Origin of the sequence: Pseudogemmobacter sonorensis, assembly GCF_042762395.1 — a bacterium.
Lineage (GTDB): Bacteria > Pseudomonadota > Alphaproteobacteria > Rhodobacterales > Rhodobacteraceae > Pseudogemmobacter > Pseudogemmobacter sonorensis.
Genome location: NZ_JBEFZE010000001.1, coordinates 190,157 through 212,732 on the forward strand (window position 1 = coordinate 190,157; position 22,576 = coordinate 212,732).

Genomic DNA, 22,576 nt, shown 5'->3' on the forward strand with positions numbered 1-22,576 from the left:
TCTTCTTTGCATAAATATCCCGGGGGTGTGGGGGCAGCGCCCCCACCACTGCCTCACACCAGGGCCGCGCCCGATTTGAAGGCCTCGGCATCGGCCGAAAGCAGCATCTCGTTATGCGGTTTGCCGGACGGGATCATCGGGAAACAATTCTCGTGCTTCTCCACCAGGCAATCGAAGATCACCGGCCCGTCGTAGCGGATCATCTCCATGATGGCATCGTCCAGATCCGCCGGGTCCGAGACCTTCAGCCCCTTGCAGCCGAAGGCTTCGGCCAGCTTGACGAAATCGGGCAGGCTTTCCGACCAGGAATGCGAATAGCGCTCGCCATGCAGCAGTTCCTGCCATTGCCGCACCATGCCGAGACGCTCGTTGTTGAGGATGAACTGCTTCACAGGCGCGCGGAACTGCATCGCCGTCCCCATCTCCTGCATGTTCATCAGCCAGGAGGCCTCGCCCGCGACATTGATCACCAGCGCCTCCGGGTGGGCGATCTGCACCCCGATCGAGGCCGGGATGCCGTAGCCCATGGTGCCGAGCCCTCCGCTCGTCATCCAGCGATGCGGTTCCTCGAAACGCAGGAACTGCGCCGCCCACATCTGGTGCTGGCCCACCTCGGTCGCGATATAGCGGTCCATGCCGCGGGTCAGCGCCTCCAGCCGTTCCAGCGCATATTGCGGCTTGATGGTCTTTTGCGAGGGCGTGTAGGCAAGGCAGTCCACCGCCTTCCATTCCTCGATCTGCGCCCACCATTTCTGCAGGCCCGCCTTGTTCACCTTGCGCCCGCGCGCCTTCCAGATCCTGAGCGCATCCTCCAGCACATGGCCCACGTCGCCGACGATCGGCAGGTCCACCCGGATGACCTTGTTGATCGAGGAGGGGTCGATGTCGATATGGACCTTGGTCGAGCGGGGCGAGAAGTCCTTCACCCGGCCGGTGATGCGGTCGTCGAAGCGCGCGCCGACGTTGATCATCAGATCGCAGCCGTGCATCGCCAGATTGGCCTCGTAGAGCCCGTGCATTCCCAGCATGCCCAGCCAGGCCTTGCCGCTTGCGGGATAGGCGCCCAGGCCCATCAGGGTCGAGGTGATCGGAAAGCCGGTGGCATCGACGAATTCGCGCAGAAGCTGGCTTGCGGCGCGGCCCGAGTTGATCACGCCGCCGCCGGTGTAGAACAGCGGCCGCTCGGCGGTTTCCATCAGTTCCACAAGGCGGGTGATCGCCTCGATATCGCCCTTGACGCGGGGTTGGTAATGGCTGGTGCGGGCCTTTTGCGGCGGGGTATAGGCGCCGGTGGCGAATTGCACATCCTTGGGTATGTCGATCAGCACCGGGCCCGGGCGGCCCGAGCGGGCGACATGGAAGGCCTGGTGGATGGTGTCCGAGAGCCGCTCGCTCTCTTTCACCAGCCAGTTCATCTTGGTGCAGGGGCGGGTGATGCCGACGGTGTCGGCCTCCTGGAAGCCGTCGGTGCCGATCATGAAGGTCGGCACCTGGCCCGAGAGCACCACGATCGGGATCGAATCCATCAGCGCATCGGTCAGCCCGGTGACCGCATTGGTCGCGCCCGGGCCCGAGGTCACCAGCGCCACCCCCACCTTGCCGGTCGAGCGGGCATAGCCCTCGGCCATATGCACCGCGCCCTGCTCGTGGCGCACCAGGATATGGCGGATGTCGTTTTGCTGGAAGATCTCGTCATAGATCGGCAGGACGGCGCCGCCGGGATAGCCGAAGACCACTTCGACGCCCTGATCCTTCAGGGCCCGGACCACCATCCTGGCGCCGGTCATCGCATCTGTCGTCGCATCCTTCGGCCCGCCGGTCGTCCGCTCGGTCCGGGTGCCTGCCGTGGTCTGGATCATCGCCTCACCTTCCGCCGCCCGGAGGCGGTCCTTCCCGCGCCATCGGCGCGCAACAAAAAGCCCCCGAGGATCACTCCGGGGGCGCATGGGAACCATCATGGTCAACCGTCACCGGCCCATGCGCCACACCTCAATGACTACGAGAAGCTGTGCCATCTTCATTCCCTTCGCGGCCCGGCGGGATGCGGGGCGGCGCTTGTCTGCTTGCAGGCGGAACCTAGGCAAGCGCCGGGCAGGCGTCAACCGCAAAACCGCACCCTATCTGTCGCCTGGGGTGTATTTTTTGCAACTTTATTTCATGAAGTGGCGGCTCACGGGAAAGATGTGGAAAAATCGGCTGCTCGGAGCGGCGGTTCAGGGGGCGCCGCCCGGGTGGCGGGGCAGGGTGATTCTCTACCGCCCCGCCGGGGCGCGGGGGCGGGGCCAAGCGCGGGCGGGCGCATTCCGCGCTCCCGCGCCGGTTTCTTGCCGAAGGGTGATGAAATCACGGGCATATGTCGCGCATCTGTGCAGGTTTCGTTTCGACAGTCCGGTCCGTGGCGACGGGCCGCGCAACCCTGGGCAGAGGCGTCGCGGGTTTCACGCAAGAAAGTCGCGGGTTTCACGCAAGAAAGTTGCCGGGAGAGCCGTCGCATCGGTTTTTTCGGATTGCGCAGCCTCGCCAAGCCGTTAGGTTCTGGAACACGAAGCCCGCCGCAAAGAATGGCGGGCCACGATCAGGAGGAGCATCATGGATCGTCGTAAATTCATCTCCCGCGCCAGCATCGGCGGCGCGGCGGCGGCGGGGGCTGCGGCCCTTGCGGCCCCGGCCATCGCCCAGACCCATCCCAAGGTGACCTGGCGTCTGACCTCGTCCTTCCCCAAGTCGCTCGACACGATCTACGGCGGCGCGGAAGTGCTGTCGAAATACGTCTCGGACATCACCGAGGGCAATTTCACCATCCAGGTCTTCCCGGCGGGCGAGCTTGTCGGCGGGCTTCAGGCGGCGGATGAGGTGACCGCGGGCAATATCGAGGCCTGCCACACCGTCGGCTATTACTACTGGGGCAAGGATCCGACCTATGCGCTGGCGGCGGCGGTGCCGTTCTCGCTTTCGGCGCGCGGCATCAACGCCTGGCACTACCACGGCGGCGGCATCGACCTCTACAACGAGTTCATGGCGACCCAGAACATCTTCGCCCTGCCCGGCGGCAATACCGGCGTGCAGATGGGCGGCTGGTTCAACAAGGAAATCAACACCGTCGAGGATCTGCGCGGGTTGAAGTTCCGGGTCGGCGGCTTCGCCGGCAAGGTGATGGAGCGCCTTGGCGTCGTGCCGCAGCAGATCGCGGGCGGCGACATCTATCCGGCGCTGGAGCGCGGCACCATCGACGGCGCCGAATGGGTCGGCCCCTATGACGACGAAAAGCTCGGTTTCGTCAAGGTGGCGCCCTACTACTACTATCCCGGCTGGTGGGAAGGCGGCCCGACCGTCCATTTCTACTTCAACAAACCGGCCTTCGAGGGGCTGCCGCCGGTCTATCAGGCGGCGTTGCGCGTGGCCGCGCAGGCGGCCGATGCCAACATGCTGCAGATGTATGACTACAAGAACCCCGAGGCGATCAAGACCCTCGTCGGTCAGGGCGCGCAACTGCGTCCCTTCAGCGCCGAGATCCTGCAGGCCTGTTTCGAGGCGGCGAATGCCACCTATGCCGAGATGGAAGCCACCAACCCGGCCTTCAAGAAGATCTGGGAATCCATCAAGGCCTTCCGGTCCGAGAACTATACCTGGGCCCAGGTCGCCGAATACAACTACGACACCTTCATGATGATCCAGCAGAACAACGGCGCGCTCTAAGCGACTGCTTTTTCAAGGATTTCCCAAGGTTCGACAACGCCCCCGGAGCCCTCAGGCGCCGGGGGTTTTCGCTGGCGGGTAGGCCGAGGCAGGACGCGCAATCCCTGGGGATGGGGGCGGAGATGTGTCCCGCCGCAACCGGCGGGCATGGGCAGGACGCGACCCTTGCCGCAATCCCTGCCGGGGCCGTCTTCACCGTCACAGGGCGTCGCTGTCGGGAGGCCGCGTCTTCAAGGATGGGGGCCTCACCGGGAAGCCCAGTCTCTTCAAACCCAGTCTCAAGCCCAGTCTCAAGCCCAGTCTTTGCCGGTTGGGCGCCTCGTCTTCGGGGGGAAGGTCTTGGCTTGTCGCGGTGGCCCGGTGCCAGAGGCAGAGCCTTGCGCGGCACCAAAGGAAAAGGGCGGCACCCGGAAGTGCCGCCCTTGACGTTTCGTTTGCCGACCAGCGGGGGGCGGGCCGTGGGGCTTACTCGCCCGCGGGGGCCTCCCCGGCCTCGCCCTGTTCGGGGCTGGCCGGATCGGGCGTTTCCAAAGCGGGGGCACCCAGACCGGGAGCACCCAGGCCCGGAGCGCTTCCCGGAGCGCTTCCCGGAGCACCCAGACCGGGGGCACCCAGACCGGGGGCACCCAGACCGGGCGCGCCCAGGGCCGGGGCGCCGGGGGCCGGAGCCGTCGCGCCGCCGCCCAGACCTCCACCGAGGCCTCCGCCGAGGCCGCCGCCCAAACCTCCACCCAGGCCACCGCCCTGGGGCAGGGTGATGGTCATGTTGCTGGTGTCCACCGGGGGCGCCTTGTAGTGCATGACCATCTGCGGGAAGACCACGACCAGCACCGTCATCAGCACCTGGATGCCGATGAAGGGGATGGCGCCGACATAGATGTCGCGGGTGCTGACGCCCTCCATGGTCTTCTGCGTCACCCGGTCGGTGTAGCGGTTCCTGGGCGCGACCGAGCGCAGGTAGAACAGCGAGAAGCCGAAGGGCGGCGTCATGAACGAGGTCTGCATGTTCATGGCCAGGATGACCCCCAGCCACACCAGGTCGATCCCCAGCGTCTCGGCGGCCGGAACCACCAGGGGCACGATGATGAAGGCCAGCTCGAAGAAGTCGAGGAAGAAGCCCAGGAAGAACATCACCAGGTTGACCACGAAGAGGAAGCCGTATTGGCCGCCCGGAACCGAGGTCAGCAGATGCTCCACCCAATGGTGGCCGTTCACGCCGTAGAAGGTCAGCGAGAACACCCGCGCCCCGATCAGGATGAACATGACGAAGGCCGAAAGCCGCGTGGTCGAGGCCACGGCCTGGCTGATCACGCTCCAGGTCAGCCGCCGCTTGGCGCCGGCCAGCAAAAGCGCGCCCGTGGCCCCCATGGCGCCGCCCTCGGTGGGCGTCGCGATGCCAAGGAAGATGGTCCCCAGCACCAGGAACACCAGGGCCAGCGGCGGGATCAGCACCATGACGACCTGCTGGGCCAGCCGCGACATCGTGTTCATCCCCAGTGACTTGTCGAGGATCGTATAGCCGTAGACCGCCAGGACGCCGACCGTCCCGCCAAGGATGTCTGCATTCGGGCCCTGGCTTTCGTAAAACCAGACATGGGCGCCGTAGCCGATGGCGACCACCGCGGCCAGCGCGACGACCAGCGACGTCATCCCCTTGCCCAGCGTGCGCGCCTCGGCCGGAAGCGCGGGCACCAGATGCGGCTTCACGATCGAGATGACGAAGACGAAGAGGATGTAGAGCGCGATCAGCACCATCGCCGGGATCAGCGCGGCGCGGTAGATGTCGCCCACCGAGCGGCCGATCTGGTCGGCCAGAACGATCAGCACCAGGGACGGCGGCACGATCTGCGCCAGCGTTCCCGAGGCCGCGATCACCCCGGTCGCCACGCCCCGGTCATAGCCGTAGCGCAGCATGATCGGCAGCGAGATCAGCCCCATCGCGATCACGCTTGCGGCGACGACGCCGGTGGTGGCGGCCAGAAGCGCGCCCACCAGGATCACCGCATAGGCCACGCCGCCCCGGATCGGCCCGAAAAGCTGCCCGATCGTGTCGAGCAGATCCTCGGCCATGCCCGAGCGTTCGAGGACGATCCCCATGAAGGTGAAGAAGGGAATGGCCAGCAGCGTGTCGTTCGACAGGATGTTCCACAATCGGCTTGGCATCGTGTTCAGAAGCGGCCAGTCCAGCGTGATCGTGCCCCCCGACAGCGGCGCCAGCTCGACCCCGATCAGGAAGAACAACAGCCCGTTCGCCGCCAGCGAAAACGAGATCGGATAGCCGATCAGGATGAAGACCATCAGCGAGGCGAACATGATCGGCGCCATGTTCTGGGCGATGAATATCATCATTGCTTGATCTCCTCGATCAGGGCCTTGGCCTCGGCCTCGGCCGCCTCATGCGAGGATATGAAGGGGTTGGGATCCTCCATCAGCCCCAGCATCACCGCGATCTTCTTGATGATCTCGGACACGCCTTGCAGCGAAAGCAGGAAAAAGCCCCCGACCAGCAAGAGTTTCGCGGGCCACAGCACCAGCCCGCCCGCATTGGTCGAAACCTCGATCCGGCAGAATTCGTTCTGGCCGATGCAGAGCGAGCGCATCGCCCAGGGCCAGAGATAGTAAAGCATCAAGAGGCAGAACGGCATCAGGAACAGCAGATGTCCCAGAAGGTCGATCCAGTGCTGGACCCGGCGCGACCAGCGGGCATAGACGATGTCGATGCGCACATGTTCGCCCTGTTTCAGCGTATAGGCCGCCGCGCCCAGAAAGGCCGCGCCGAAGAGATACCATTGCAGCTCCAGCCAGGAGTTGGACGAGGTGTTGAGCACCTTGCGGACGATGGCATTGACGGCGCTGACAAGAATGGCGACGAGGATGGCATATCCGACCACCTTCCCGATGATCTCGTTCATCCTGTCGATCGCCCGCGATAACGCAAGCAATGCGTTCATTTATTTTGCTCCCCCTTGGCCGACCGGGATGACCGCTGAGTTGGTTGCAGCGGTTTGGCCGACGGATTCGTTCGCCCACCTAAAGGGTCGCTCCCGCCGCCGTCAATCAGCCGGATCCGCGATTAGGGTAATTTTATTGCTTGACCCGGGGGGTAAATTCGACCTTTCGCCATGCCCCAAGCGGGGCGGGGACAGAACCTGTCCCGGATCGCGCAAGCCTTGGGCAAATGCCTTGTTTGCGGGCGGATGCGGCGGGGGTGCGGAAGGCGGCGAAGGCCGTGCCCGGGCCGCGCCCGCCGGGGGCGATTTCCCTTGCCAGGCGGGGGCCGGAGGGCCGGGGCCGGGCCCCTGCCGGGCCTCGACTCCCGGGCGACCTTCAGGGGGGAGCCTGTCATGGAGAAATCGTCCGGGGACGGTTCCGGGGGCGTCTGTCGTGGGCCGAGGCTGCGCGGAAACCCGGGTCCCGGGATTTGCCCGGGCGCGGCTGCCCCGCGTGACCATCCCGACCGGCTGCCGGGAGGGCGCCGTCGCGATGCCCGGCGCGTCGAAGAGCGTCGTTCCGGGCTGGTCGGGTTTTCACACGGGCTCGGCCGGTTTTCGCGCCGGGGCATCGCCTGGCGGGCGGGCTTCCCGGCGCCTCGGGCCCCCGGCTCAGGCGCCATCCCTCCGGCACCCTCTCGGCCATCCCGGGGCAAGGCTTTCCGGTTCCAGGGGAGGCCGGGTAAGCGCCTATTCCCGGGGCCCGCGCGCTTCGGGAAGCGAGATCCGCGCCACCTGCTCGGCGATCGGATCGACGGAGAGCGGGTGCAGCTCGGTCCGGTGGTCGGCCGGATCGCCAAGCGGCACCCATTCGCCGGCCTTGTAGATCTCAAGCGCCGAATAGCCCGCCTTGTAGCCCATCTTGCGTGAGCCCGGCACCCAATAGCCCAGATAGACGAAGGGCAGCCCGGCCTCGCGCGCGATCTGGATGTGATCGAGGATCACCTGCGCCCCCAGAGAGCGCGCCGCCAGATCCGGGTCGTAGAAGGAATAGACCATCGACAGCCCGTCGTCGAAGACATCGGTCAGGCAGACCGCCGTCAGCGGGCGGGCCTCTTCCCCGGCCTCGCCCGGGCGGGAATATTCGATCACGCGCGAGCGGATCGGGGTTTCCTCGATCATGGCGGCGAATTCGAAGATGTCCATGTCGGCCATGCCGCCATCGGCGTGGCGGTGGTCCAGATAGCGGCGGAACAGCGCATATTGCTCTTCGGTCGCCCAGGGGCTGGTGGGGTTGCGCCGCAGGTCGGCGTTGCGCTTGAGGATGCGGCGCTGCGTGCGCGAGGGCGTGAAATCCGCCACCCGGATCCGGGCCGAGAGGCAGGCCGAGCATTCGGCGCAGGACGGGCGGTAAAGCACGTTCTGGCTGCGCCGGAAGCCCTGTTTCGACAGCGCGTCGTTGAGCCTTTGCGCATGTTCGCCCTGCAGCGCCGTGAACAGCTTGCGCTCCATCCTGCCGTCCAGATAGGGGCAGGGCTGCGGGGCCGTCACATAGAATTGCGGCGCAAGGGGCAGGGTGTGGCGCATCGGATCTGGCGGGGTGCGGTTTCGGGGCGGGGCTGTCGGCGGCGGATCTGGGTGGCGGTTCTGGCGGGGCGGATCCGGGGCGCGAAGGCCCCGGGGGGTCGAGGAAACCGGCGCCATGCGGGCCGGAGGGCGGCGGGCGGGCCGGTCCGTTCGCGGGGCAGGGCCCGGTCGGGTCGGCCCGGTTTAGGCGGGCAGCAGGGGCAGGGCGGGAAGGGGGGTGGCGATCGCCACGGGGATCCCCGGAGAGCCTGGCAAGGCCCATACCATCCGACAAGCGCGGCTGCGCCGCAAGAAAAATCCGTAAGGCCCTGTCGGGCTGTGTCCCATCGCAATCTTGTTGGCCTATGGCCGTTGCGCTTTGATCGGTCTGCGGCCATCTGGCCGTGTGACCATCTGACCATCTGACCATCTGACCGTGCGACCGCGCCGAGTTGTGGCGACGCGCCTTGCGGTTCCACTTGCGGGCGCCGGGGTTTCGGGGTTCCGGGAGGCCGGGGGCTCCGGGACTTCGAGGGGCCGTGCGACTGGGGCCGTGCGACTGGGGCCGGGCGACTGGGGCCGTGCGACTGGGGCCGGGGCGCGGCATCGGTCGGATCGGGAATGAAAACGCGCCCGCCGGGAGGGGGCGGGCGCGTCTCGGGTCGCTCGGGCGCGCCGGGTTTGAACACCGGGGCGGGCGGATGTGCCGGGGGGGCGGAACGGGCGGCCCTGCCGGAGCCGCCCGCCCGGGATCCGGAAGCGGGATCCGGAAGCGGGAACTGCTCCCCGGCCCCCCCCCACCCGGGAACCCGTTCGGGATCAGTATTCGCCGCGGCGCTCTTCACCCTGGCGCTCGGCGACCGGAGGCGCTGTTCCGGCATCCGCCGATCCGGGGGCCGCATCGGTGCCGGACCTGCGGGCGGCCTCGGCGCGGTCTTCCATGAAGCGGTCGAACTCCTGCTTGTCGCGGGCGTCGCGCAGGCGCTGGAGGAACCCTTCGAAGGCCTCCTGCTCTTCTTCCAGGCGGCGCAGGGTATCCGACTTGTAGGCGTCGAAAGCGGCATTCCCCGAGGGGCGAAGCGCCGCGTCGATCCCGGACCAGCGCGCCCCGAACGGCGTCGATCCGGCGTCATGGCGGCGGTTGTGGCGTTTGCTGCGGCAGGCGGATCCGAACATGCGTTTTCCCCAGATCATATAGGCCAGAAGGGCAAGGCCGACCGGCCAGACAAAGATGAATCCCGCCACCATGGCGGCGATCCAGGCCCAGGTGCCCCGGGCGTCGAGCCAGGCCTCGGCCCGGCGCAGCCAGCGGAAGATCCCCGATGCCCCGGCGCCGGGCTCCGCAGGATCGCGGTAGGAGGCACCGGAAAGACCGGGCGTGGCGGCAGATGTCGTCATCGGATGGACTCCCCTCTGGATGAGCGATGAAGTTATGTGAATTGCTTTCACATCGCAAAGATGCGTGTAGGGCGACGGCTTCGCAAGGGGTATGTTAAGATTATTTACATGCGCCCCGACCGAGGTCGCGACAGGCAGCGGATTTCCGCCTGCGGCGCGGTTTTCCCGGGCATTCGCGCGCGATCCCCGCGGCGCCTGACCCCGGGTGCGTTCCGGTCAGGTGAGGATCCTTCACGTCAGCCCCCCTCGCGGCCTCCGCCTCGCCGCCTCCCCGTGCCCCTCCGGTCTCTGGCCCGGGAATGCGCCGGACCGGGCAGGGCACATCCCGGGGCGGCATTCGTCGGAGGCCGGCGCGAGGGCTCCAGCCACCCGACAGATCGCTGCCGATCCGGGCGCGGGCCGCGACGCGTCGGGACCGGCGCGGCCGCCCGCACCGACATCGCCAGCCGCGCCGGGCCCCGCCCTTGCTTGACCGCCGCCCCGGCCTTGCCCATGGTGCCGCCCATGACCCAGACCCGTTTCGCCGCCCGGCTGACCCGCCAGCCCCTGCCTTTCGACCCCGAGGCCGCCGCCGACACCGCCCGTGCCTTTGCCGACCAGCCGCCCGAGATCCGCGACCTTCTGGCCGCCACCGCCGCCTGCGCGCCCTATCTGCGCGACCTGATGCGGCGCGAGGGCGACTGGCTGCGCGCGGCGCTGGACCTTGCGCCCGAGGCGGCGATGGCCGGGATCCTCGCCGCGCCGGAAGAGGCCGGGCTCGACCGTCTCGGCGCCGCCCTGCGCGAGGCCAAGGGCCGCGCGGCGCTTCTGATCGCGCTGTGCGACCTTGGCGGTGTCTGGCGGCTGGAGGAGGTGACCGGCGCGCTGACCGCGCTGGCCGACCGGGCGGTGGACCTGTCGCTGCGCCGCCTTGTCGCCGACGAGATCCGGCGCGGCAAGCTGCCCGGCGCCCGGCCCGAGGATGCCGCGACGGCGGCGGGGATGACCGTGCTCGCCATGGGCAAGATGGGCGCGCGTGAGCTGAACTATTCCTCGGACATCGACCTGATCTGTCTCTTCGACCAGGACCGCTACGGCGAGGACTGGTCCGAGGCCCGCGCCGCCTTCATCCGCGTCACCCGCAAGATGGCGGCGATCCTGTCGGATGTGACCGAGGGCGGCTATGTCTTCCGCACCGACCTGCGGCTGCGCCCCGACGCCAGCGTGACGCCGGTCTGCATCTCGATGGCGGCGGCCTACAGCTATTACGAGGCCGAGGGCCGCACCTGGGAACGCGCCGCCTATATCAAGGCGCGGCCCTGCGCCGGGGATATCGCCGCCGGGACCCGCTTCCTGCGCGCGCTGACGCCCTTCGTCTGGCGCCGCCACCTCGATTATGCCGCGATCCAGGACGCCCATGACATGCGCCTGCGCATCCGCGACCATCGCGGGCTGCACGGGCCGATCGTGGTCGAGGGGCACAATGTCAAGCTTGGCCCCGGCGGCATCCGCGAGATCGAATTCTTCACCCAGACCCGGCAGTTGATCGCGGGCGGGCGCGACCCGGACCTGCGCGACAACACCACCGTGGGCGGCCTGGCGGCGCTGGCGGCCAAGGACTGGATCCCCGCCGATGTGGCGGAGGAGCTTTCCACCCTCTACCGCGCGCATCGCGAGGTGGAGCACCGGCTTCAGATGGTGAACGACGCCCAGACCCAGACCATGCCGACCACGGCCGAGGGTATCGCGCGGATCGCGGCCTTCTGCGGCCAGAGCGACGCCGCCTTCCGCGAGGGGCTGCGCGCCCGCCTGGGCCGGACCGAGGAACTGGTGGACGGTTTCTTCTCGCCCCCCGGCGGCGCGGCCGAGGCGCCAGTGCCCGGGGATGTCACGCTTCCCGAGGGGTTCGCGCTTTCCGACCACGCCCGCGCCATCACCGAGGGCTGGAACGCCTATCCCTGCCTCAGATCCGACCGCGCCCAGTCGATCTTCCGCCGCCTGCGGCCGCAGTTCCTGCGGGCGCTGTCGCGCGCGGCCAACCCGGACGAGGCGCTGCTGGCGCTGGACGGCTTTCTCAAGGGCCTGCCCGCCGGGGTGCAGCTTTTCTCGCTGTTCGAGGCCAATCCGGTGCTGATCGAGCTGATCGCCGATATCGCGGGCACGGCGCCCGCGCTGGCGCAATATCTCTCGCGCCATGCCGGGGTGCTGGATGCGGTGATCGGCGGCAGTTTCTTCGATCCCTGGCCGGGGCTGTCGGGCCTCGCCCCCGATCTGGCGCGGCGCCTGGCCGAGGTGCCGGATTACGAGCGCAAGCTCGACGCCACGCGGCGCTGGATGAAGGAATGGCATTTCCGCATCGGCGTCCATCACCTGCGCGGGCTGATCGACGGGTTCGAGGCGGCCAAGAGCTATGCCGATCTGGCCGAGGCGGTGGTGGCCTCGGTCTGGCCGGTGGTGGTGGCGGAATTCGCCGCCCGTCACGGGCCGATGCCCGGGCGCGGCGCGGTGCTTCTGGGCATGGGCAGCCTGGGGGCGGGGCGGTTGAACGCGGGCTCGGACCTCGATCTGATCCTGATCTACGACGCGGCGGGGGCGGAAAGCTCCGAGGGCCCCAAGCCCCTTGCCGTGCGCTCTTATTACGCCCGGCTGACCCAGGCCATGGTGACCGCGCTTTCGGCCCAGACCGCCGAGGGGCGGCTTTACGAGGTGGATGTGCGGCTGCGCCCCTCGGGGCGGCAGGGGCCGGTGGCGACCTCGCTTGCGGCCTGGCGCGACTATCAGGCCAACGAGGCCTGGACCTGGGAGCATCTGGCGCTGACGCGCGCGCGGGTGATGGCGGGCGCGCCGGATCTGGCCGCCGAGATCGAGGGGCTGCGCCGCGCCATCATCGCCGAGAAGGGCCGGGGGCCGAATGTGATCGCCGATGTGGCGGCGATGCGTGCCCGCCTTGCCGCCGCCAAGCCCGCGCGCGGCGCGTGGGAGACCAAGAACGGCCCCGGTCGGCTGATGGATATCGAGCTGCTGGCCGAGACCGCCGCCCTGATCGCCGCCAGCCCCGCCCGCCCGGTGGAGCGCCAGATCGCGGCGGCGAAGGATCTGCTGGACGCGGAGGAGCGCGAGGCGCTGCTCTCGGCCTTTCGTTTCCTCTGGCCGCTGCATTGTGCGGCGCGGCTCTTGACCGACGGGCCGCTGGATCCCGCCGCCCTGGGCGAGGGCGGCCGGGCCTTTCTGCTGCGCGAAAGCGGTGCGGCGGACGAGGCGGCGCTTTCCGAGCGGCTGGCCCTGGTGACGGCGGCGGCGGGAGGGATCGTCTCGCGCCGGTTCGAGGGGGCGGAGGGCGCGGCAGGGCCGGGCGGGTCGGCCGGGGGGGACGGCTAGGCAGGGGTTGACGGTTGGGCGGGGGTAGACTGGGCGGGGCCGGGCGGCTGAAGACGACAACCCGGCTGGTGATCCGCCGCGCGGCCATAGGGGGGCGAGGCTGTGTGAAAACTCCGATTTCCAGAAGCTGCGGAGAACGGTTTCCTTGGGAATCCAGCCTTGCCGGGTCAAGGCGGAACGAAATCTCTCAGTATTGCCTGCGATGGAATATTTTCTCGGTTTCAGAGATATTCGACCGGGTTTGCACACAGCATCAGCCATTACCCGGCGCGGGCGCCGTGGTCTTGTCTCCCCGGTCTTTTGGATGGTCGTTTGGGCGGGCGCGGCGACGTTTCCGAGGCCATTCTTCGGGCGGGCCTGTCTACGGTTGGAACTGCGGCTCGTCTGCCCCCCCGCCCATCTTCGCATGCAAGACCAACCGCGCCTACCTTCGCAAGGCGGCGCGGCAGCCTCGCGTCTATGAGACGCCGCCCGCCAGCCTTGCCGCCTCGGCGGCCAGCGCGGTGACCCGCGCCCAATCCTCCGCCGCCACCGCCTCTTTCGGCGCGACCCAGCTTCCGCCCACGCAAAGCACGTTGGAAAGCCCGAGATAGTCGGGCGCGTTCGCCGGGCCGATCCCGCCGGTGGGGCAGAATTTCACCTGCGGGATCGGCGCGCCGAGCGCGCGCAGGAAGGGCGCGCCGCCCGCCTGTTCGGCGGGAAAGAACTTCATCACGCCGTAGCCGCGTTCATGCAGCGCCATCACCTCGCTGGCGCTGGAGGCGCCGGGCAAGAGCGGCAGGTCCGCCTCGGCGCAGGCATCGAGCAGCGCGGGCGTTGCCCCGGGCGAGACCCCGAACCGCGCGCCCGCCGCCACCGCCGCCTTCACATCCGCTGGCGTCAGCAGGGTGCCCGCGCCGACCACGCCGCCCTCGACCCCGGCCATGGCGCGGATCGCCTCAAGCGCGGCGGGGGTGCGCAGGGTCACCTCAAGCATCGGCAGCCCGCCCGCGACCAGCGCCTGCGCCAGGGGCACGGCGCGCGCCGCATCCTCGACCACCAGTACGGGCACGACGGGGGCGAGGCGGCAGAAGGCCCCGGTGGCGGCGGATTGCTCGGATGGGGTCATGTCGGTCACGCTCCTGTTGAGGCGCGCCTCGGGCGCCGGGGAAAGCCTGGAGGCCTGGGTCAGGCCTATCGTCATCGCGGCGGGGCGGCAAAGCCTTTTCGCGTGCGCGCCCAACAGGGCGGCGGGCAGGGCTCAGACCACCACCGCCGCCCCGGTCGCGGCCGGGCCGACGCGCCGCCGGAACGCCTCGAACAATTCGCGGCCCATGCCGTGGCCATTGGCCGAAAGATCCGCCGTCGCCGGGGCGCGGCTTTCGAAATCCGGGGCGAGGCAGGTCAGCAGGCCCGCCGCCGCATCCAGCCGCACCCGGTCGCCGTCGCGCAGCCGCGCGAGCGGGCCGCCCGCCGCCGCCTCGGGCGAGACATGGATCGCGGCGGGCACCTTGCCCGAGGCGCCCGACATCCGCCCGTCCGTCACCAGCGCCACCCGCAGCCCGCGATCCTGCAGCACCGACAAGACCGGGGTCAGCGAATGCAACTCGGGCATGCCATTGGCCTGCGGCCCCTGGAAACGCACCACGACGATGCAGTCTTCGGTGAATTCGTTGCGCCGGAAGGCCTCTTTCACCTCGGTCTGGTCGTGGAAGATCCGCGCCGGGGCCTCGATCACATGGCGCTCGGGCGCGACGGCCGAGACCTTGATCACCCCCTGGCCCAGATTGCCCGCCAGCCTGCGCAGCCCGCCGCTGGCCTGGAACGGATCCGAGGCCGGGCGCAGGATGCGCTCGTTCAGCGTCGCGCCAGAGGTGTCCTGCCACAGCAACCGGCCGTCGACCAGCTTCGGCTCCTGCCGGTAGGGGGCCAGGCCCTCGCCCGCGACGGTGCGCGCATCGGCATGCAAGAGCCCCGCGTCCAGCAATTCGCCGATCATGAACTGAAGCCCGCCCGCCGCGTGGAAATGGTTCACGTCGGCCAGCCCGTTGGGATAGACCCGCGCCATCAGCGGCACCGCATTCGAGAGCGCGTCGAAATCCTCAAGCTCCAGCAAGATCCCGCTCGCCCGCGCCATGGCGGGCAGGTGCAGGATCAGATTGGTCGAGCCCCCGGTGGCCATCAGCCCGACGATGCCGTTGACATAGGCCTTTTCGTCCAAGATCTCGCCCACCGGGGTAAAGGCGTTGCCAAGCGCGGTGATCTCGGCCGCGCGGGTCACGGCGGCCTCGGTCAGCGCGTCGCGCAAGGCGCTGCCGGGGGGGACGAAGCTGGCGCCGGGCAGATGCAGGCCCATGATCTCCATCAGCATCTGGTTGGTGTTGGCGGTGCCGTAGAAGGTGCAGGTGCCGGGGCCGTGGTAGCTGGCCATCTCGGCCGCCATCAGTTCCGCGCGTGAGGCCTTGCCCTCGGCGAAGGCATTCCTGACGCGGGCCTTCTCGTCGTTGGGGATGCCGCTTTCCATCGGCCCGGCGGGGACGAAGACGGCGGGGACATGGCCGAAACTGGCGGCGGCGATGATCAGCCCGGGCACGATCTTGTCGCAGACGCCCAGGTAAAGCGCGGCGTCGAAGCAGTTGTGGCTCATCGCGACGCCGGCCGCGAGCGCGATCACATCGCGCGAGAACAGCGACAGCTCCATCCCCGGCTGGCCCTGGGTGACGCCGTCGCACATGGCGGGCACCCCGCCCGCGACCTGCGCCGTAGCACCCGCGCGCCGCGCCGCCGCGCGGATCCGCTCGGGGTAGCTCTCGAAGGGGCGATGCGCCGAAAGCATGTCGTTATAGGCGGTGACGATGCCGATGTTCGGGGCGCGCCCCTCGGCCAGGCGGGGCTTGTCGCCCTCCATCGCGGCATAGGCATGGGCCTGGTTGCCGCAGGTCAGATGCGCGCGGGCCGGGCCCGCGGCCACCGCCGCGGCGAGGCGGTCGAGATATTCGGCGCGGGTCTTTTCCGAGCGGGCGCGGATCCTGTCGGTCACGCGGGCGAGGGTCGGGTCGAGCGACATGGATCTCTCATCGGGCTGGGGTGCTGGCGGCCCTGGCGTCTTGGTCTTCGGGTCGGGGCCGGGCGGGCAGGGGTTTTCTAGCAATTTATGTTACCGCTAACAACCCGCTTCCTCACCGATGCCGTCCCTCGCGATCCGGGTCCCGCAGGCGGGGTGCGGCGCGGGCAGGCGAGAGGGGCGGGCCCGGCAAGGGGCAGGCAAGGGGCAGGCTGGGCGGCCAGCGACTGGTCGGGCCAATCTGCCATGCCGCGCCCGGGGCCGGGGTGTGAAAATGCCGCTTCGGGCGGGATCGGGCGATCCCCCGCCGCCCTGTGCCCGCATCTTTGCCGCGCCCGCCGCTTTTCCCGGCAATCCTGCGATCCGGGACGGGGAGCCGGGGCCTTTCGTCGCGCCCGGGATGGGCGTGGCGGCCGGGCCGGTCCTTTTCACGCGCGCCCCCGTCCGTGCCGGAACGCCGGTCGGGAGGTGTTCCAGAGGCTTTCCGGCGCGGGCCGAAGCGGATATGAGGGGGCATGGTCGCCTCGCATCCCCCCTCCCGCCCCGCTGCCCCTTCCGAATCCGCCGCCCCGGGGGCCTCCGCCGCGCCCGACAGCGCCGCGCACGGCGCCCCGGCCCGCCCCGTCGTGCGGCTGCGCCCCAAGGCCGAGGCCCGGGCGATCCGCCACGGCTTCCCCTGGGTCTATGCCGACGAGTTGGTGATGGACCGGCGCAGCTCGAACCTCGCGCCCGGCACGCTCGCGGTGCTGGAGGATGCCGAGCGGCGCCCGCTGGGGCTGGTCACCGTCAACCCGGCCTCGAAGATCGTGGCGCGGATGCTCGACCGCGATCCGGGGGCGGCGATCGACCAGGCCTGGTTCGCCGCGCGGCTGGCGCGGGCGCTGGCGCTGCGGGCGCGGCTTTACGAGGCGCCCTTCTACCGCCTGGTCCATGCCGAGGCCGACGGCCTGCCCGGCGTGGTGATCGACCGCTTCGGCGCGGTGGCGGTGGTCCAGCCCAATGCCGCCTGGGCCGAGGCGCATCTGGCGCCCCTGGTCGCGGCGCTGGTCGCGGTGACCGGGGTCGAGACGGTGATCAAGAACGGATCGGGCCGCGCGCGCGGGCTGGAGGGGCTGGCCGAGGAGACCGGGGTGATCCACGGGCCCGCGCCCGAGGGGCCGGTGCCGGTCGCCATGAACGGCGCGGTCTATATGGCGGATCTGATGGGCGGGCAGAAGACCGGCCTTTTCTTCGACCAGCGCGAGAACCACGCCCTTGCCGCCCGGCTGGCGCGCGGCGCGCGGGTGCTCGATGTCTTCAGCCATGTCGGCGGCTTTGCGCTGGCGGCGCTGGCGGGGGGCGCGGAAAGCGCGCTGGCGGTGGATGCCAGCGCGGCGGCGCTGGATCTGGCGCGGCGCGGCGCCGGGGCCATGGGCCGGGACGCGGCGTTCCAGACCCGGCAGGGCGACGCCTTCGCCACGCTTGAGGCGCTTGGGCAGGAGGGGGCGGTCTTCGATCTGGTGATCTGCGACCCGCCGGCCTTCGCCCCCGCCAAACCCGCGCTGGAGGCGGGGCTGCGCGCCTATGAGCGGGTGGCCCGGCTGGCGGCGCCGCTGGTGGCGCCGGGTGGGTATCTGGTGCTGTGTTCGTGCAGCCATGCCGCCGATCTGTCGGCCTTCCGCAATGCCAGCGCGCGCGGCATCGGGCGCGGCGGGCGGCGGGGCCAGTTGATCTGGACCGGCTTTGCCGGGCCCGACCATCCGGTGCTGCCGCAGCTTGCGGAATCGGGCTATCTCAAGGCATTGGCCTTCCGGCTCGACGGGGCATGAGGCGGGGCATGAAGGCGGTTCTCGACGCCTGCGTGCTGTATCCCACCGTCCTGCGCGAGATCTTGCAGGGCGCGGGCGAGGCCGGGCTATACCAACCGCTCTGGTCCGACCGCATCCTTGGCGAATGGACGCGGGCGACGGCCAAGCTGGGCGCCGCGGCCCAGGCCGGGGCCGAGGCCGAGGCGCGGGCCTTCGCCCTTGCCTTTCCGCAGGGGCGCATCCCGCCCCAGCCCGCCATCGAATCGCGTCTGATGCTGCCCGATCCGGCCGATCTGCATGTGCTCGCGGTGGCGATCGCGGGCCATGCCGATGCCATCGTCACCTTCAACGCACAGGATTTCCCCGGCCATGCGCTGGCGGCCGAGGGGATCAGCCGCCGCGACCCCGACGGTTTCCTGTGGGAGCTGCATTCGGGCGCGCCCGAGACCATGGCGGCGGTGGTCGAGACGGTGCGGACGCGGGCCGAGGCGATCTCGGGGCGCGCGCTGGAGCTGAAATGGCTGCTCAAGCGGGTCCGGCTTTACCGGCTGGCCAAGGCGCTCGGGCTTTAGCAAATGGGGCGGGGCCTCAGCCCAGCCAGCGTGCCTCATTGGCCTCGATGGCCTTGATCCGGTCCTCGGTCCTGGGGTGGCTGCGCATCCAGTCGGGAATGCCGTCCGCGCCCGACCGCCCCACCAACTGGTCCAGCTTGCGAAACAGCGATTTCTGCGGCCCGGTGCCGATGCCTGAGCGGATCAGCAGCGCCGAGGCCCAGGCATCGGCCTGGTATTCGTGCTCGCGCGATTGCAGGGCCATCAGCGTCTCGGCGATGCGGGCGGTGATCCAGGGCCCGATGAAAGGCAGGAAACGCGCGATCAGCATGTTCGACATCATCTGGGCGGCGGTATGGCCGGTCGCGTCGCGCATGCGCTTTTTCACATGGCCATGGGCGACATGGCCCAGTTCATGCGCGATGACCGAGGCCAGCTCCTCGGCGCTGACATGGCCGAAATGGTGGCGGCGCACGAAGCCTCGGGTCAGGAAGACCCTGCCGTCGGCATCGGCGAAACCGTTGATCTCGGGATCGTCCAGCTCCAGCACCTCGATCCGGGGCAGGTCGAGCGCCCGCGCCAGCCGGTCGGCCTGAAGCAGGATCTGCGGATCGTTCAAGGGGCGCGAGCGCGCGGTCAGGTCCTGCCGCGTCTTCCACAGGTTGAAGCGCGTGATCAGAATCGCGCTGATCAGGGCCATCGCAAGGGGAATCAGGATCATCGGTATCATGGCGCGATCCTGACCGATTCCGCCCCCGCCCGTCCAGCGGCGCCAGGGCCCCCGGTCGCCGGTCGCCGGTCGCCGGAGAGCGGGATTTCGGCAGGCTCAACGCAAGTCGCGAACGCCGCGCGCGATGCCTTCGGGCGTCATCGGCACCATCCGCCCGCCGAAGGCCGCCTGGATCATCGCGGTCGAGGGCGTCCAGCGCCATTCCGCCTCGGCCACCGGATTGATCCACAGGTGATGCGGCCATTGCCCGGTGGCGCGGGAAAGCCAGAGCGCCCCCGGCTCGGGGTTCCAGTGTTCGACCGCGCCGCCGGGATGGCTGATCTCATAGGGGCTCATCGCCGCGTCGCCGACGAAGATCGCCCGCCAGTCCGGACCATGGCCGCGCAACAGGTCCCATGTCGGCGTCCGGTCGCCGTAACGCCGCCGGTTGTCGCGCCAGACCGATTCGTAAAGGCAGTTGTGGAAGTAATGCACCTCAAGGTGGCGGAACTCGGAGCGCGCGGCCGAGAACAGCTCTTCCATCACCCGCACATGCGGGTCCATGCTGCCGCCCACGTCCAGAAACAGCAGCACCTTGGCGCCGTTCCGGCGCTCGGGCCGGGTCTTGACGTCCAGCCAGCCCTGATGGGCGGTGGCGCGGATGGTGTGGTCGAGGTCGAGCTCTTCCGCCGCGCCGTCGCGCGCCCAACGGCGCAGCGCGCGCAGGGCCATCTTGATGTTGCGGGTGCCGATCTCGACCCGGTCGTCGAGGTTGCGGAACTCGCGCCGGTCCCAGACCTTGACGGCGCGGAGGTGGCGGCTTTCGTCCTGGCCGATGCGGATGCCCTCGGGGTTGTAGCCATGGGCCCCGAAGGGCGAGGTGCTGCCGGTGCCGATCCATTTGCTCCCGCCCTCATGGCGGCGCTTCTGCTCGGCCAGGCGCTGGCGCAGGGTCTCCATCAGCGCCTCGAACCCGCCGAGCGCCTCGATCCTCTCGCGTTCCTCGGCGCTCAGATGGCGTCCGGCGCCCTTGCGCAGCCAGTCTTCCGGCAGGTCGAGCGCGGCCAGCACCGCCTCGGGCGGGATCGTCTCAAGCCCCGAGAAGGCGCGCGAAAAGGCGCGGTCGAAACGGTCGAGATGGCGCTCGTCCTTGACCAGCGCGGCGCGGGCGAGGTGGTAGAACCCCTCGGTGTCGAAGGTGACGATGCCCTCGGAGAGCGCGGCGAGGAAGGTCAGGAACTCGCCCGGGCCGGTCGGCACGCCCTCCTCGCGCAGGATCCGAAGGAAGGGCAGGAACATCGGCCCCGCCCCTTACAGCATCCGTTCGATGGCGATGGTCAGGAACAGGCCCAGAAGCCCGAAAAGGATCGCATGCGCGGCGGCATATTGCGCGATATCGGCGGGACGGCCGCCCTTCCTGCGGGCGCTGAACCCGCCGATTGCCGCGCCCATGACGCCCGCTGCGATGACGATCATGCCGCCCCTCCGTTGCCTGTCGTCGCGCGCCTTGCCGCAGATGCGCCCGCCCATCTGCCCGGGGAATCGCCCGGCTTGCCGCCGGACCCTTCCCCCGAGGCGGGCGCGCCCCGCCGATCATCCCCGGCGGTCATCCCTTGGGGGGAATCACCCTCTGGGGCCAAGCGCGCCCAGGGCCGCGATCTCGCGCATCCGGGCATTGACCTGGATTTCCGAGCCGAAGCCATAGCTGGCCAGCGGACGGCTGTCCAGACGCAGCGCCGCGGCCTCGGCGCCGCGGCCCATCAGGTCCAGCGCCTCGGCCTTGATCAGTTGCGACGAGGCGACCAGCGCGTGGTTTTCCGCCGCCCGGGCGGCCGGGATCGCGCGGTCGGCAAAGCGCAGCGCCTGCTCGGGCTGGCCCGAGGCCACCGCGATGGCGGCAAGCTGCATGTCGATATGGGCGACATGGATGGCGCCGCCTGGCAGGCCGCGGTAGATCGCGGCGGCCCTGGTGAATTCCTCGACCGCGCGGGCCCGGTCGCTTGCGACATGCAGGCGGGCCAGGGCGAAATGGCTGAAGGCCATGCGCCCGTCCTTCCAGCCCTGGGCCTGGGCGATCGAGAGCGCCCGCTCGGCCGCGCTGCGCCGCGCGCCCATGCTGCCGCCGCCCACGGCCTGTTCGATGGCATTGATCCAGACCCGCGGCGTGGCCGAAAGATCGGCCCGGCTGGCCGCTCCGCCGCCGTTCACCCGGGCGATCACCGCGCCGATCCGGGCGCCGACCTCTTCGCGCGTCATGCCCGAGGCCAGTTCGGGCGCATACCAGGCGCGCAGGATCTTCATGTCGGTCGCGGTCAGGACCGAATGGAAATTGTCGTCGTTGAAGACGGTGTCGGTCAGCCGGTAAAGGTCGTTCAACGGGCCGAGGGCCTGGGCCAGCTCCTCGTGCAGGCAGTCGCGGATCTCTTGCGGCGCGCCGTCCGAGGGGGCGAAGATGCCGACCTGCTGGCGCTGCGCGACATTGGCCCAGTCCAGCCGCGCCTGGCCCCGGCTGGCGCGGTAGTCGGCCAGGGTCGCGACATTGGGCACGACGAAGCAGGCCGCATTGGCGGCGGCCTGGCGCAGGGCGGATTTCGGACTGAACTCGACGGTGATCGAGGCGGTCTCGCCCGGGCGGGCGGGGCGGATGTCGATCCCGGCCTCGGTCCGCAGGCGGTTCAGCAGCCGCGTCATCTCGGCGGGAGCCGAGGCCGGGACGGCGCCGGTCATCGCCACCGTGACCGTGCCCTCGAACCGGCTGAAATGCTTCAGCGCGCGCCCGCTTTCCAGCGCGAAGCCCAGTTCCATGAAATCCGCCGCCAGATCGGCGTTGGAATGGCCGCCGCGCCCGGAAAGGGCGGCGGTCGGGCCGGGATCGAGGAAGGCCTCGCTCCGGGGCAGGGCGGAGGCGGTCGTCTGTTGCGCCGCCCCCGACTTGGTTACCTCGACCCCCGGTCCGGGCGCGCAGGCAGAGGTGGCGGCGATGGCCGCAAGCAGCAGGTATTTGCGCATGAGTTGGCAGCTCGATCTATGCGGCGCCGTGGGGCGGGCCCCCGGCGGCTGTGGGCCCCCCGCGCGGGCCCGGCCCGGGATGCCCCCGCATCCCGGGCCGGCCGCACGCCGGGGTGGTCCGGTGTCGCGCCGGACAGCGCCGGTCCATGGGGGCGAGCAGACAGACAGGTGCCCCATGGACCCGCGCCGGTCCTGTCCATCCCGGGGACCATCCGGGCGGACGCGCGGTTCGTCCCGCCCCGAACCCGCCGGGCAGCGGCGGGCAAGGGGGAGGGGACGCGGATCTTGCGCCGGGGGCGGGCCCCCGGAATCGTGGTCGTGGTCGTCATCGTGGTCATCCCGGCTCGCCCGGTCGGGGCAGGCGTCAGGCCCGTGCGGTCCCGGGCCACGAACGCACCGGCGCCGACCGGCAGGGTCGGGACGGGTCGCAAAGGCAGGGGCTTGGCACGAAGCATCGGGACACGACTTTCAGGTGAGTGGATCACTGGCTTTGCAACTGGCAACTTCACAGGCTTTCGATCCAACAGGGG

General features: G+C 69.8%; 15 protein-coding genes. 4 read left to right on the forward strand and 11 right to left on the reverse strand.

Annotated elements, in window-relative coordinates; translation table 11 throughout:
* Positions 1-53 precede the first annotated feature (53 nt).
* The gene (locus ABNX41_RS00840; RefSeq protein WP_438667818.1) at positions 54-1,859 is read right to left on the reverse strand and encodes an acetolactate synthase 3 large subunit; all 1,806 of its coding nucleotides are present in this window, start codon (positions 1,857-1,859) and stop codon (positions 54-56) included.
* A 730-nt stretch (positions 1,860-2,589) separates the two neighbouring features.
* On the opposite strand from ABNX41_RS00840, the gene ABNX41_RS00845 reads away from it, so the two are divergent.
* Positions 2,590-3,696 carry a TRAP transporter substrate-binding protein gene (locus tag ABNX41_RS00845; protein ID WP_438667819.1) on the forward strand — a complete coding sequence of 369 codons (1,107 nt, stop codon included), beginning with the start codon at positions 2,590-2,592 and terminating at the stop codon, positions 3,694-3,696.
* A gap of 465 nt (positions 3,697-4,161) precedes the next feature.
* Here the strand turns inward: ABNX41_RS00845 and ABNX41_RS00850 are convergent, their stop codons facing one another.
* From ABNX41_RS00850 to ABNX41_RS00865, 4 genes are all read right to left on the reverse strand, one after another.
* On the reverse strand, positions 4,162-6,045 hold the full coding sequence (locus tag ABNX41_RS00850) for a TRAP transporter large permease (protein ID WP_438667820.1): 1,884 nt from the start codon (positions 6,043-6,045) through the stop codon (positions 4,162-4,164).
* Positions 6,042-6,647 carry a TRAP transporter small permease subunit gene (locus tag ABNX41_RS00855; RefSeq protein ID WP_438667821.1) on the reverse strand — a complete coding sequence of 202 codons (606 nt, stop codon included), beginning with the start codon at positions 6,645-6,647 and terminating at the stop codon, positions 6,042-6,044. The genes ABNX41_RS00850 and ABNX41_RS00855 overlap by 4 nt, the downstream gene beginning before the upstream one ends.
* A 729-nt stretch (positions 6,648-7,376) precedes the next feature.
* A complete protein-coding gene (locus tag ABNX41_RS00860) occupies positions 7,377-8,213 on the reverse strand; it encodes an arginyltransferase (RefSeq protein WP_438667822.1) in 837 nt (278 codons plus the stop codon).
* A 798-nt stretch (positions 8,214-9,011) separates the two neighbouring features.
* Positions 9,012-9,590: a DUF2852 domain-containing protein gene (locus ABNX41_RS00865; RefSeq protein WP_438667823.1), complete on the reverse strand. Its 579-nt coding sequence runs from the start codon at positions 9,588-9,590 to the stop codon at positions 9,012-9,014.
* A 504-nt stretch (positions 9,591-10,094) separates the two neighbouring features.
* Between ABNX41_RS00865 and ABNX41_RS00870 the strand changes: the two genes are divergently transcribed.
* Complete coding sequence (locus tag ABNX41_RS00870; protein WP_438667824.1) at positions 10,095-12,947, forward strand: bifunctional [glutamine synthetase] adenylyltransferase/[glutamine synthetase]-adenylyl-L-tyrosine phosphorylase; 2,853 nt, start codon at positions 10,095-10,097, stop codon at positions 12,945-12,947.
* Between the two features lie 457 nt (positions 12,948-13,404).
* Here ABNX41_RS00870 and eda read toward each other — a convergent pair whose 3' ends face one another.
* Both eda and edd read right to left on the reverse strand, forming a co-directional pair.
* Complete coding sequence (gene eda, locus ABNX41_RS00875; protein ID WP_438667825.1) at positions 13,405-14,055, reverse strand: bifunctional 4-hydroxy-2-oxoglutarate aldolase/2-dehydro-3-deoxy-phosphogluconate aldolase; 651 nt, start codon at positions 14,053-14,055, stop codon at positions 13,405-13,407.
* Positions 14,056-14,187: 132 nt separating this feature from the next.
* Positions 14,188-15,993: a phosphogluconate dehydratase gene (gene edd, locus ABNX41_RS00880; RefSeq protein ID WP_438667826.1), complete on the reverse strand. Its 1,806-nt coding sequence runs from the start codon at positions 15,991-15,993 to the stop codon at positions 14,188-14,190.
* A 512-nt stretch (positions 15,994-16,505) separates the two neighbouring features.
* On the opposite strand from edd, the gene ABNX41_RS00885 reads away from it, so the two are divergent.
* A complete protein-coding gene (locus tag ABNX41_RS00885; protein ID WP_438667827.1) occupies positions 16,506-17,798 on the forward strand; it encodes an RSP_2647 family RNA methyltransferase in 1,293 nt (430 codons plus the stop codon).
* Between the two features lie 8 nt (positions 17,799-17,806).
* A complete protein-coding gene (locus tag ABNX41_RS00890; RefSeq protein WP_438667828.1) occupies positions 17,807-18,349 on the forward strand; it encodes an RSP_2648 family PIN domain-containing protein in 543 nt (180 codons plus the stop codon).
* A gap of 16 nt (positions 18,350-18,365) precedes the next feature.
* Here the strand turns inward: ABNX41_RS00890 and ABNX41_RS00895 are convergent, their stop codons facing one another.
* The 4 genes from ABNX41_RS00895 to ABNX41_RS00910 all read right to left on the reverse strand — a co-directional run bounded on the left by ABNX41_RS00895 (position 18,366) and on the right by ABNX41_RS00910 (position 22,046).
* Positions 18,366-19,058 (reverse strand): M48 family metallopeptidase, encoded by a 693-nt coding sequence (locus tag ABNX41_RS00895; RefSeq protein ID WP_438667829.1) that lies wholly within the window; start codon positions 19,056-19,058, stop codon positions 18,366-18,368.
* 96 nt (positions 19,059-19,154) lie between these two features.
* Positions 19,155-20,336 carry a vWA domain-containing protein gene (locus tag ABNX41_RS00900; protein ID WP_438667830.1) on the reverse strand — a complete coding sequence of 394 codons (1,182 nt, stop codon included), beginning with the start codon at positions 20,334-20,336 and terminating at the stop codon, positions 19,155-19,157.
* 12 nt (positions 20,337-20,348) lie between these two features.
* On the reverse strand, positions 20,349-20,513 hold the full coding sequence (locus ABNX41_RS00905) for an apolipoprotein acyltransferase (RefSeq protein WP_438667831.1): 165 nt from the start codon (positions 20,511-20,513) through the stop codon (positions 20,349-20,351).
* A 147-nt stretch (positions 20,514-20,660) separates the two neighbouring features.
* On the reverse strand, positions 20,661-22,046 hold the full coding sequence (locus ABNX41_RS00910) for a DUF2927 domain-containing protein (RefSeq protein WP_438667832.1): 1,386 nt from the start codon (positions 22,044-22,046) through the stop codon (positions 20,661-20,663).
* Positions 22,047-22,576: the final 530 nt, after the last annotated feature.

Coding starts and splice junctions, on each gene's coding strand:
- eda (WP_438667825.1), bottom strand. CDS start 14,055: ATGACCCCATCCGAGCAATCCGCCGCCACCGGGGCCTTCTGCCGCCTC.
- ABNX41_RS00855 (WP_438667821.1), bottom strand. CDS start 6,647: ATGAACGCATTGCTTGCGTTATCGCGGGCGATCGACAGGATGAACGAG.
- ABNX41_RS00910 (WP_438667832.1), bottom strand. CDS start 22,046: ATGCGCAAATACCTGCTGCTTGCGGCCATCGCCGCCACCTCTGCCTGC.
- ABNX41_RS00900 (WP_438667830.1), bottom strand. CDS start 20,336: ATGTTCCTGCCCTTCCTTCGGATCCTGCGCGAGGAGGGCGTGCCGACC.
- ABNX41_RS00905 (WP_438667831.1), bottom strand. CDS start 20,513: ATGATCGTCATCGCAGCGGGCGTCATGGGCGCGGCAATCGGCGGGTTC.
- ABNX41_RS00885 (WP_438667827.1), top strand. CDS start 16,506: ATGGTCGCCTCGCATCCCCCCTCCCGCCCCGCTGCCCCTTCCGAATCC.
- ABNX41_RS00850 (WP_438667820.1), bottom strand. CDS start 6,045: ATGATGATATTCATCGCCCAGAACATGGCGCCGATCATGTTCGCCTCG.
- ABNX41_RS00860 (WP_438667822.1), bottom strand. CDS start 8,213: ATGCGCCACACCCTGCCCCTTGCGCCGCAATTCTATGTGACGGCCCCG.
- edd (WP_438667826.1), bottom strand. CDS start 15,993: ATGTCGCTCGACCCGACCCTCGCCCGCGTGACCGACAGGATCCGCGCC.
- ABNX41_RS00865 (WP_438667823.1), bottom strand. CDS start 9,590: ATGACGACATCTGCCGCCACGCCCGGTCTTTCCGGTGCCTCCTACCGC.
- ABNX41_RS00840 (WP_438667818.1), bottom strand. CDS start 1,859: ATGATCCAGACCACGGCAGGCACCCGGACCGAGCGGACGACCGGCGGG.
- ABNX41_RS00895 (WP_438667829.1), bottom strand. CDS start 19,058: ATGATACCGATGATCCTGATTCCCCTTGCGATGGCCCTGATCAGCGCG.
- ABNX41_RS00870 (WP_438667824.1), top strand. CDS start 10,095: ATGACCCAGACCCGTTTCGCCGCCCGGCTGACCCGCCAGCCCCTGCCT.
- ABNX41_RS00890 (WP_438667828.1), top strand. CDS start 17,807: ATGAAGGCGGTTCTCGACGCCTGCGTGCTGTATCCCACCGTCCTGCGC.
- ABNX41_RS00845 (WP_438667819.1), top strand. CDS start 2,590: ATGGATCGTCGTAAATTCATCTCCCGCGCCAGCATCGGCGGCGCGGCG.